Source organism: Nocardioides marmorisolisilvae (genome assembly GCF_031656915.1).
Taxonomy (GTDB): domain Bacteria; phylum Actinomycetota; class Actinomycetes; order Propionibacteriales; family Nocardioidaceae; genus Marmoricola; species Marmoricola terrisoli.
In genome coordinates this window covers 3912972-3922303 of sequence record NZ_CP134227.1, presented here as the reverse complement: position 1 = coordinate 3922303, position 9332 = coordinate 3912972, and the positions used below count along the sequence as shown (strand labels likewise).

General features: G+C 70.7%; 10 protein-coding genes. 4 read left to right on the top strand and 6 right to left on the bottom strand.

Going from position 1 to position 9332, the window contains the following annotated elements:
* Positions 1 to 12: 12 nt before the first annotated feature.
* From Q9R13_RS18815 to Q9R13_RS18800, 4 genes are all read left to right on the top strand, one after another.
* A complete protein-coding gene (locus Q9R13_RS18815; RefSeq protein ID WP_310962704.1) occupies positions 13 to 759 on the top strand; it encodes a class I SAM-dependent DNA methyltransferase in 747 nt (248 codons plus the stop codon).
* A gap of 23 nt (positions 760 to 782) precedes the next feature.
* Positions 783 to 1562 carry an NUDIX hydrolase gene (locus tag Q9R13_RS18810; protein WP_310962703.1) on the top strand — a complete coding sequence of 260 codons (780 nt, stop codon included), beginning with the start codon at positions 783 to 785 and terminating at the stop codon, positions 1560 to 1562.
* A gap of 21 nt (positions 1563 to 1583) precedes the next feature.
* The gene (locus Q9R13_RS18805; RefSeq protein ID WP_310962702.1) at positions 1584 to 2924 is read left to right on the top strand and encodes a lipopolysaccharide biosynthesis protein; all 1341 of its coding nucleotides are present in this window, start codon (positions 1584 to 1586) and stop codon (positions 2922 to 2924) included.
* 128 nt (positions 2925 to 3052) lie between these two features.
* The gene (locus Q9R13_RS18800) at positions 3053 to 4456 is read left to right on the top strand and encodes an HNH endonuclease signature motif containing protein (RefSeq protein ID WP_310962701.1); all 1404 of its coding nucleotides are present in this window, start codon (positions 3053 to 3055) and stop codon (positions 4454 to 4456) included.
* 68 nt (positions 4457 to 4524) lie between these two features.
* Here the strand turns inward: Q9R13_RS18800 and Q9R13_RS18795 are convergent, their stop codons facing one another.
* The 6 genes from Q9R13_RS18795 to Q9R13_RS18770 form a co-directional block, all read right to left on the bottom strand.
* Entirely contained in the window at positions 4525 to 5436 is a 912-nt protein-coding gene (locus tag Q9R13_RS18795; RefSeq protein WP_310962699.1) for a tetratricopeptide repeat protein, read from the bottom strand.
* 48 nt (positions 5437 to 5484) lie between these two features.
* Positions 5485 to 7185, bottom strand: coding sequence for an acyl-CoA mutase large subunit family protein (locus Q9R13_RS18790; RefSeq protein ID WP_310962698.1), 1701 nt, complete (start codon positions 7183 to 7185; stop codon positions 5485 to 5487).
* 99 nt (positions 7186 to 7284) lie between these two features.
* A complete protein-coding gene (locus Q9R13_RS18785) occupies positions 7285 to 7854 on the bottom strand; it encodes a hypothetical protein (protein ID WP_310962697.1) in 570 nt (189 codons plus the stop codon).
* Between the two features lie 205 nt (positions 7855 to 8059).
* The gene (locus Q9R13_RS18780) at positions 8060 to 8548 is read right to left on the bottom strand and encodes a MarR family winged helix-turn-helix transcriptional regulator (RefSeq protein ID WP_310962695.1); all 489 of its coding nucleotides are present in this window, start codon (positions 8546 to 8548) and stop codon (positions 8060 to 8062) included.
* Positions 8549 to 8594: 46 nt separating this feature from the next.
* Complete coding sequence (locus tag Q9R13_RS18775; RefSeq protein WP_310962694.1) at positions 8595 to 9122, bottom strand: PH domain-containing protein; 528 nt, start codon at positions 9120 to 9122, stop codon at positions 8595 to 8597.
* 10 nt (positions 9123 to 9132) lie between these two features.
* Entirely contained in the window at positions 9133 to 9312 is a 180-nt protein-coding gene (locus Q9R13_RS18770; RefSeq protein ID WP_310962693.1) for a hypothetical protein, read from the bottom strand.
* Positions 9313 to 9332 lie beyond the last annotated feature (20 nt).

The window sequence follows — 9332 nt, the reverse complement described above, 5'->3', positions numbered from 1 at the left end:
GACGCTGGTCTGGTGCACAACTACTTCGACGCCCCGGTCGCCGCGCAGTACGACGACCCGGCGGACCCGATGTTCGATCCCGGACTGTTGGATCGGACCACCGCCTTCCTGGCCGAGCAGGCCGAGGGTGGACCGGCCCTCGAGTTCGCGATCGGGACCGGAAGGGTCGCCCTGCCGCTGGCCGCACGCGGGATCACCGTCAGCGGGATCGAGTACTCACCCGCGATGGTTGCCTTGCTGCGGGCGAAGGCTGGGGGCGACGACCTCCCGGTCACGATCGGCGACATGGCCACGACCCGGCTACCCGGATCCTTCGCGCTGGTCTACCTCGTCTTCAACTCGCTGCCCAACCTCGTCACCCAGGAGCGGCAGGTCGCGTGCTTCCGCAACGCGGCCGCCCACCTGCGACCTGGTGGACGCTTCGTGCTGGAGATCGGTGTACCGATCGTGCAGCACGTGCCGATCGGGCAGACGATGCACGTCTTCGACCGCGGCGCGCGTCACGTCGGCATCGACGAGATCGACGTCGTGACCCAGCAGATGTGGTCTCACCACTACTCCTTCGATGTCTCCGGCGAGTCAGCCGGCCCGAGCTACCGACTCGACTCGGTGCCCTTCCGCTACGTCTGGCCCAGCGAACTCGACCTGATGGCCCAGCTCGCAGGCCTCGAGAAGGTCGGTAGGTGGGCGGACTGGGAGCGTCATGAGTTCACCGCGACCAGCACCAGCCACGTCTCGGTCTGGCGCAGGCCCGGCTGATCGGCCTCGTCTAGGCTCGTGCAGTGGCCGAACTGAGCGAGACCGCCCCCGGTGTGGCCCGACTGACCTGGACGCCGCAGCTGCAGTCGAGCGGACTGCGGCCAGCCGCCGACGAGGTCCGCCGGGCCGTCGACTCGGCGTTCGCCGACGGCTACCACCGGGTCGAGACGCTGGTCGACCCGGCGGACCAGGCGGCGCAGCGGATCGCCACCTTCAGCGGACTGATGCGTGAAGGGATCGCTCGGGGCATCGACTCCGGTCAGGACCGGATCGTGTACGCGCGGCTGGTCGACGACGTACCACTCGAGGATCCAGCCGGGTTCCGCTCGCTGCTGAACTCGTTCCTGCCCCGCAAGCGCGCCATCGGACAGATGCTGATCAGGGCCGCCCCCGATGAGGAGGGCGGCGCCGATCGGGTGCTGCTGTGCCAGCTGACCTACAAGCGTGACTACGACCTGCCCGGCGGCGTGGTCGAGGTCGGCGAGTCCCCGCGCGAGGCGACGGCCCGCGAGGTCACCGAGGAGCTCGGTCTCGAGGTACCGGCGGGGCGGCTGCTGCTCACCGACTGGCTGCCGCCCTGGGGCGGCTGGGACGACGCGGTCTGCCTGGTCTTCGACGGCGGGGTGCACGACCCGGGGATCATCGACTCAGTCGTGCGTCAGGAGCGGGAGATCCGTTCGGCCGGCTTCCACACCCTCGACGAAGTGAGTGCCCTCGCGGCCGACTTCACCACCCGGCGGATCGCCGCGGCGCTGGCCGGTCTCGCACGCTCCGGGCCCGAGTACACCGAGAGCGGGCGCTGAGGCCCGGTGGAGTCTGCTCCCGTGGCCTCCCCCGGCACGACACACCACTCAGGCAGGTTCGGCTTCCTCGCCGGCCTGCGCTCGGTGGCGACCGGCGTCCTGGGGGCGGGACTGCTCACCTACCTGTTCCTCAGTCTCGCCGGCCGGATCCTCGGTCCGGCCCGGTTCGCCCCGGTCTCCACGTTGTGGGCCCTGGTGTTCATCATCGGTCCGGGCATCTTCGTGCCGCTGCAGCAGGAGCTCGGCCGGGTGATCGCCGCGCAGCGGGCCGAGCGGGGTGGCGGCACCGCCGTACGTCGGGCGTCACAGCTCACGGCCGGTGTGGGCGTGGTGACCCTGCTGGCCGGCGTGGCCGCCAGTCGATGGCTCGTCGACCAGCTCTTCGAGGGGCAGTGGGCGCTGTTCTGGTGCTTCGAGGGCGCCGTGCTGGCCTATGCGATCACCTACCTGGTCCGCGGCGTGCTGTCTGGCCTGGGCGACTTCGCCGACTTCGGCCGACTGGTCGCCTACGAGTCGGTGGCGCGCCTGTTGATCGCCGGGATCCTGGTCGCGCTGGGGATCCGGTCGGCGGCAGCCTTCGGGGCAGCGATCGCGATCGCGCCCCTGCTCTCCTGCGGCTGGGTCACCCGGATGGGGCGCCGGCTCCGACTGACGGCAGGAACGCCGGCCGCATGGCGCGAGCTGACCCGGGCGTTCGGATGGCTTGTCACCGGGTCGCTCTTCGCCCAGTTCCTGGCCAACGCGGGCCCCCTCGCTGTCCAACTCCTCGCGACCAGCAGCCAGCACGCCGAGGCGGGTCGCTTCCTCAGCGCCCTGGTGATCGCGCGGATCAGCCTGTACCTGTTCCAGGCGGTGCAGGCGACGATCCTGCCCAACCTCGCCGAGTTGGCCGCCCAGCGTCGTACGACGGAGCTTCGGGCCGCGATCCGCCGGCTCACCCTCGCCTGCCTCGTGCTCATCGTCGCGTCCACGGTAGGGGCGTTCCTGCTCGGACCACTGGCGGTCCGGATCCTGTTCGGCGCCGACTTCGCGATCACCGCCCGCACGATGGCCATCCTGGCCGCGGCGAGTGCGATCTACGTGCTCGCAGCGGCGCTCAACGGCGCCTCGATCGCGGCGGCGAGCCACCGGCTGACCGCCGGCTGCTGGGTGGTCGGGTGTGTCGTCTTCGGCCTGGGCACCCTCCTCAGCCACGACCTGTTCCTCCGGGTCGAGCTGGGCTACCTGCTCGGATCGTGCGCCGCGGTGGTCGTGCTGCTGATCGGCCTCCCCGCCAGCATCCGGCGCCACGACGCGGACCCGGTCGACGCGGGGGCGCCGTTCGAGGACCTGCCGGGCGCCAGCGGCCCCGGGCCCGGCTAGCAGCCGTGCTCGGCCCGGCGATCGGCGGCCCAGCAGGACGATCCGATCGGATGTCGCCATTTTCGCTCCGTCGGACGGACTGCGAATGTATTTGCGATTGTGTCGGTGTTCGGGCCTAGGGTTGTTTCATGGTCTCGGGGAGCAGCGTTCGCAGCGATGTGTCGGTTGCGGGTGCGGTGCTGGCCGGGATCCGGGCGGATCAGCAGGCCGCGCAGGCGGCTGAGGCGTCCAAGCTCGCCGGAGTGCTGACCTGGTGTGAGCTGCACGTGACCGAGGACCCGGACCGGGCAGCCACCTGGGGTGGGGCCCCGGTCCGGCTCGGGGGCGTCGGGTGTCCGTGGGTCGGTGAGTTCACCCTCACCGAGCTCGCGGCCGGGTTGGGGATGAGCCCGACCGGGGCCCGGGCGCTGGTGGCCGACGTGCTCGAGCTGGCGTTCCGGCTGCCCCGGCTGTGGGCCGCGGTGCAGACCGGGCGAGTGCCCGCCTGGCGGGCCCGGCGGATCGCCGAGCAGACCCAGATCCTCACCATCGAGGCCGCCGGGTTCCTCGACGCCCAGGTCGCCGGGTTCGCCGCTCGGATGGGCGCCACCGCGGTGGACCGGCTCCTCGCCGAGGCGGTGGCCCGGTTCATGCCCGACCTGGCACGCGAGCAGCGCGAGCAGGCAGCGGATGCTCGCCGGTTCGACATCGACCACGCCCGGGTCTCCTTCGCCGGGACCAGCCGGGTCGAGGCCGAGCTGGACCTGGCCGACGCGCTGGACCTGGACGCCGCGATCGCCGCACTCGCCGAGGAGCTGAAGCAGCTCGGCGCCGACCTCGGCCTGGACCAGCGCCGGGCGCTGGCAGCCGGGGAGCTGGCCCGCCGCCAACTCGCCCTGCACCTGAACACCACCGACACCGACACGGGTACCAGCACCGGCACCGGCACCGGCACCGATACCAGTACCGGCACCGTGGAGCCCGAGGACACTGCGTCCACTGCCCGACCCGCCCAGCCCGCCCGGCCCGTGCGGCCGGTCCGGGGCCGCGGTCGCCGGGACCTGACCCTGTACGCACACCTGTCCGCCGACCCAGCCCCCGGCGCCCTCGCGGGCGCGACCGTCAGCCTGGAGGGACACCACGATCCGGTGATCACCCTGGACACCCTGCGGGACTGGCTCACGATCCCCGCAGACATCCATGTCACGATCCGCCCGATCATCGACCTCAACGCCGACCTGACCAGCACCACCCGATTCGCCACCGGCCTGCATCGCGAACAGATCACCCTGCGCGACCGCACCTGCACCGCACCCCACTGCAGCCGCCCAGCCCGCCACCTCGACCTGGACCACACCACGGCCTGGGACGACCACGGCCCACCCGACCAGACCAGATCCACCAACCTCGCCGCGCTATGCCGACACCACCACCGAGCCAAAACGCTGACCAGCTGGACCTACCAACAGCTGCTCCCCGGAGTGTTCCTCTGGCACACCCCCCACGGGCTGCGCTACCTCACCACCACCGGCCACACCATCGACCTGAACTGACCGGCACGTCGGCCTGAGGACGGCAGACGGCCATCGGGCTGGGGCGCGCCGTCCGCCTGTGTCCGGGCTCAGAAGAGGGCGGAGGCCAGATCGCGGCGAGCCCGCTGGACGCGCGGGTCCTCGTTGCCGACCGCACCGAAGAGACCGATCAGGTGGGTGCGCGCCTTGTCCCGGTCACCCTCGCTGGTCCGACGCACCAGGTCGATCAGCCGGTTGAAGGCGTCGTCGACGTGGCCGCCGAGCAGGTCCAGGTCGGCCACCATCGTCTGCGCGTCGACGTCGTCCGGGCGCGCCGCGGCGGCCTCGCGTGCTTGGTTGAGGTCGACTCCCTGGGTCCTCTTCAGCAGCTGCGCCATCGCGAGCCCGGCCGCAGCCTCACTGTCGGCGGGATTGGCGTCGATGAGCTTCTGGTACTCCGCGACGGCCGCGTCGACGTCACCCCGCTCGAGGGCATCCTGAGCCGGGGCGTAACGGGGGTCGAGAGCCTCCTCGCCGGTCTCGGCGTCGACCTCGCCCGAGCGGGGCTGGTGACGTCCGGAGAAGCCGCTGGCGGTGAGCTGCTGGAGCACCTGGGTGAGTGCGGCGCGCAGGTCGTCGATGGGCGCCGACTGCTGGAACAGCGGCATCGGGCGGCCTTGGGCCACCAGGACGACGAGCGGAACCGAGGGGATCTGCATCGCCTGGGCGATCTGCGGCGAGCGATCGATGTCCACTCGACCGAGCAGGAACCGGCCCTCGAACTCGTTGGAGAGCACCTGCATGGTGTCGGCGAGCGTGACGCTCTCCGCGGACCGGCTCGGGCTGAGGAACGCCAGGACCACCGGCGCGCTCATCGAGCTCTCGAGGACCGACTGGAAGTTCTGCTCGTCGACGTAGACGGAGTAGGCGCCGCTCACCGCTCCGGATGCACCCCCGCCGGCCGGCTGCTGCAGGCCGGACAGGTCGACGGCACCGGGGCGCGAGAACTTCTGTTCACTCATGAGCGCCATTGTTCCAAACCCCCGCGCATCGCGCCGCCCCGCATCCGCTCAGAAGCGCGCCGGCTCGCGGTACTCGCCCCACTCCGCGCGCAACGCGTCGCAGATCTCGCCGAGCGTTGCCTCCGCCCGGCAGGCCTCGAGCATCGGCGGGACCATGTTGGCGCCCTCACGGGCCGCGGTCAGCATGGCCTCGATCGTGCGGTCCACCGCGGCCTGGTCACGCCCGGCGCGGCGCCGTCCGAGCACGGCCACCTGCTCGACCTCAACCTCGTGGGAGACGCGCAGGATCTCCAGCTCGGAGGTGACGGACTCGGTGTGGCAGTTGACGCCGACGACCTTCTTGTCGCCCTTCTCCAGCGCCACCTGGTAGGCGAACGCGGCCTCCGCGATCTCCGACATGAACCAGCCGTCCTCGATGCCGCGCAGCAGCCCTCGGGTGACCGGGTTCGCGCCGTCCCGAGTCGCCTCGGCGAGCCCGGACGTATCCGCGCTGCTGAGGGTGGAGCCCCCCATTGCCAGGATCCGATCGAAGATCTTGTTCGCCTCGGCCTCGATCTGGTCGGTGAGGGCCTCGACGTACCACGATCCGCCCAGCGGGTCGGCGACGTTGGTCACCCCGGTCTCCTCCATGATCACCTGCTGGGTGCGCAACGCGATCTCCGCAGCCTGTTCGCTGGGCAGCGCGAGTGTCTCGTCGAGGGCGTTGGTGTGCAGCGAGTTGGTGCCGCCGAGAACCGCGGCCAGCGCCTCGACGCCGGTACGCACCACGTTGTTGTACGGCTGCTGGGCCGTCAGGGACACCCCCGCGGTCTGGGTGTGGAACCGCAGCCACTGCGCCTTCTCGGTCTTCGCGCCGTAGACGTCGCGCATCCAACGCGCCCAGATCCGGCGGGCCGCGCGGAACTTGGCGATCTCCTCGAAGAAGTCGAGGTGGCTGTCGAAGAAGAAGCTCAGGCCGGGCGCGAACACGTCGACGTCGAGGCCACGGGACAGTCCCAGCTCGACGTACCCGAACCCGTCGGCGAGGGTGAAGGCGAGCTCCTGCGCCGCGGTGGAGCCGGCCTCGCGGATGTGGTAGCCGCTGACCGAGAGCGGCTTGTACGCCGGGATGTTCTCCGCGCAGTACTCCATCAGGTCACCGATCAGCCGCAGGTGCGGCTCCGGCCCGAAGAGCCACTCCTTCTGCGCGATGTACTCCTTGAAGATGTCGGTCTGCAGGGTGCCGTTGAGGGTGGTGGTGTCGACGCCCGCGCGCTCGGCCGCCACCAGCATCATGCAGAAGACGGGTACGGCGGGGCCGCTGATCGTCATGCTCGTGGTGACCGAGCCGAGGTCGATCCCGTCGAAGAGCACCTCCATGTCCGCCGCCGAGTCGATCGCGACGCCACAGTGCCCGACCTCGCCGAGGCTGCGTGGGTCGTCGGAGTCACGGCCCATCAGGGTGGGCATGTCGAACGCGACCGACAGCCCGCCGCCACCGCGGCCGAGGATCATCTGGTAGCGCTCGTTGGTCTGCTGGGCGTTGCCGAAGCCGGCGAACTGCCTGATCGTCCACGTGCGGCCGCGGTTGCCGGTGGGGTGCAGCCCGCGAGTGAACGGGAACTCGCCGGGCCACTCCGAGTCGTCGGTGCCGTAGGCCGGCTCCACCTCCATGCCGCTGAGCGTGGTGAAGTCCGCGTCACGCTTGTGCGCCGCGTCGTAGCGCTGCTGCCAGCGCTGGCGGGCGTTGCCTGTCGTCTCCGAGGTCATGGACAAATACTAGGACGTCCTACTAAATCCGCCAAACGGCCGGACCCGGCAGTGGAGCGCACCGACCGTGGCCCGTGACCCACCGCCGGGTCCGACGGATCAGCTCTTGAACCTGACGTCGGTGGCGCCGGTCCCGAGCCGCGGGTGGTGGTCGAAGACCGACGTGTGCAGTGCGGAGTCGAGAGCCTTCTGGCCGGCGGCGGTCAGCCTCACCGGATAGTCGCCGAACTGGACCTCGCCGGGCCCACCGTTGCCGCTCTGCGGTGCGCCCAGCTTGAACGCCACGATCTTCCGGTGGCGGATCACCGCCGAGCCAGTGTTCTTCTTCGTGTTGAACACGATCCCGGTCACCGTGGTGGAGCGCGCACCCTTGGCGAACCGGAAGCCACCCTTGTACTGGGTGACATAGGTCGGCGGCGTGGCGGTTCCACCGGTGATCCGCATCGTCAGGACGCCGCCCTTCACGGTGGCCCGCGAGATGCCCGAGACCAAGATGTGCTTCGCCCTCAGGGCCTTGGCGGTGGCCGGTGCGAGCTGGATCGTCGTGGAGCCGCCAGTGACGGCAGTACCGGTGGCGAATGCGGCCGGGACGGCAGTCATGGCCACGGCCGCGGCGACCGCGGCTGCGACGCCTGACGCCGCGACGCGGCGTCCAGAGTTGAACAGCATTGGAGTTCCCTCCCCAGGAAGATGGTGCTGGCTCGGCCGGGTCCGGCGATTCCGGACCGCGCTACCGGGCCCGGTGCAGGTTATGCGCGAAGTCCGGCCACCGCAGCCGAATGGCCGGGTCTCGTGGGCGGACCGCCCGGATCCTCGCGCCTCGCCGCACACCTCGGCCTCCAGGCAGGACCTGGGACCCGGGCGCAGCAGCGCCTCAGGCGTAGTCGCCGGCGTCCCTGCGGATCGGTCGGAGCACCTCCGAGAGCTCCCGCAACCCCGCATCGTCCAACGCACCCAGACCGAAGTCGGCGTGCAGCAGGGCGGCCGTCGCCGTCTCGACGAGCTTCCGGCCGGCGGGAGTGATCTCGGCGAGCACCGCGCGACCGTCGTCGGGATGCGGCAGCCTGCGGACCAGGCCGGCGGCCTCGAGGCGGTCGACGATCGAGGTGACCGACGTCGGATGCACCTGGAGACGCTCCCCCATCTTGCCCAAGGGCAAGGACCCGCGGGACGAGAAGGTGAGCAGCACCAGGGCCTCGTAGCGGGCGAAGGTCAGCCCGTGCGGCCGCAGCACCGCGTCCAGCCTGCCCAGCACGATCTGCTGAGCCCGCATCAGCGAGGTGACCGCGTGCATCGCCGGCACACCCGACCAGTGTCGCCCCCACTGCCGGGCGGCCTCGTCGATCGGATCGAAGTCCAGCATGGTGCCCGAGCCTAGGGCACCACCGCCCCGCCGCGCGGCCGGAGCCTCAGTTGACCACGCGGGGTCCGCGCAGGCCGGACCGCTGTACGACGCGCTGGATCGCGAGGTCGCGCTCGTCGGGATGCCCGACGTACCGGATCTCCCTGAGGCCCTGGTCCTGCGCAGCCGACTCGAAGGTGAAGTGACCGAACCCCAGCAGCCGCCCGTGCAGCGGTCGCACCACGGTGATGTCGAGGATCCGGCCGAGCGGCATCGTGGCCAGGGATCGAGCGAGCACACCACGCACGCGGAAGACCCGCATGTTGGTGATCACGAAACAGTCCAGGGCCGCGGACAACGCCCGCCAGGCGGCGTACAGCGAGAGCACGGTGGCCACGCCCATCGGCAGCATCGCCCACCGCACCGGGACCATCCAGAAGATCCACCAGAACACCAGGGCGAGCAGTGCAACCGCGGCCGGCAGCAGGTAGACGACCCAGTGCTTGCGCACCACGTCGACGATCACCTCGCCCTCCTCGCGCAGCAGGTGCCTGCCGATGTCGGGATCGGTCAGCGCCCGGGGCAACAGTGCCATCGGGGCGACTTCAGTGGGACACGTCGTTGAGGAACGTGATCACGGCCGAGAAGAGGCTGCTCAGACCGTCCCACACGTGGCCGCCACCCGCCCTGGTGAAGGACGCGAGGCCGTGCGGGTCGGTGAACAGGTAGAAGCCGATGAAGATGACCACGAGAAGGAACAGGCCCTTCCTCAGCGCGCCGGTCATGACTGCTCCTTGCGTGTGCG

What these genes read in the sequence shown, in the direction of transcription:
- Q9R13_RS18800 (WP_310962701.1), top strand. Translation starts at nt 3,053, where the DNA reads ATGGTCTCGGGGAGCAGCGTTCGCAGCGATGTGTCGGTTGCGGGTGCG.
- Q9R13_RS18795 (WP_310962699.1), bottom strand. Translation starts at nt 5,436, where the DNA reads ATGAGTGAACAGAAGTTCTCGCGCCCCGGTGCCGTCGACCTGTCCGGC.
- Q9R13_RS18790 (WP_310962698.1), bottom strand. Translation starts at nt 7,185, where the DNA reads ATGACCTCGGAGACGACAGGCAACGCCCGCCAGCGCTGGCAGCAGCGC.
- Q9R13_RS18785 (WP_310962697.1), bottom strand. Translation starts at nt 7,854, where the DNA reads ATGCTGTTCAACTCTGGACGCCGCGTCGCGGCGTCAGGCGTCGCAGCC.
- Q9R13_RS18780 (WP_310962695.1), bottom strand. Translation starts at nt 8,548, where the DNA reads ATGCTGGACTTCGATCCGATCGACGAGGCCGCCCGGCAGTGGGGGCGA.
- Q9R13_RS18775 (WP_310962694.1), bottom strand. Translation starts at nt 9,122, where the DNA reads ATGGCACTGTTGCCCCGGGCGCTGACCGATCCCGACATCGGCAGGCAC.
- Q9R13_RS18770 (WP_310962693.1), bottom strand. Translation starts at nt 9,312, where the DNA reads ATGACCGGCGCGCTGAGGAAGGGCCTGTTCCTTCTCGTGGTCATCTTC.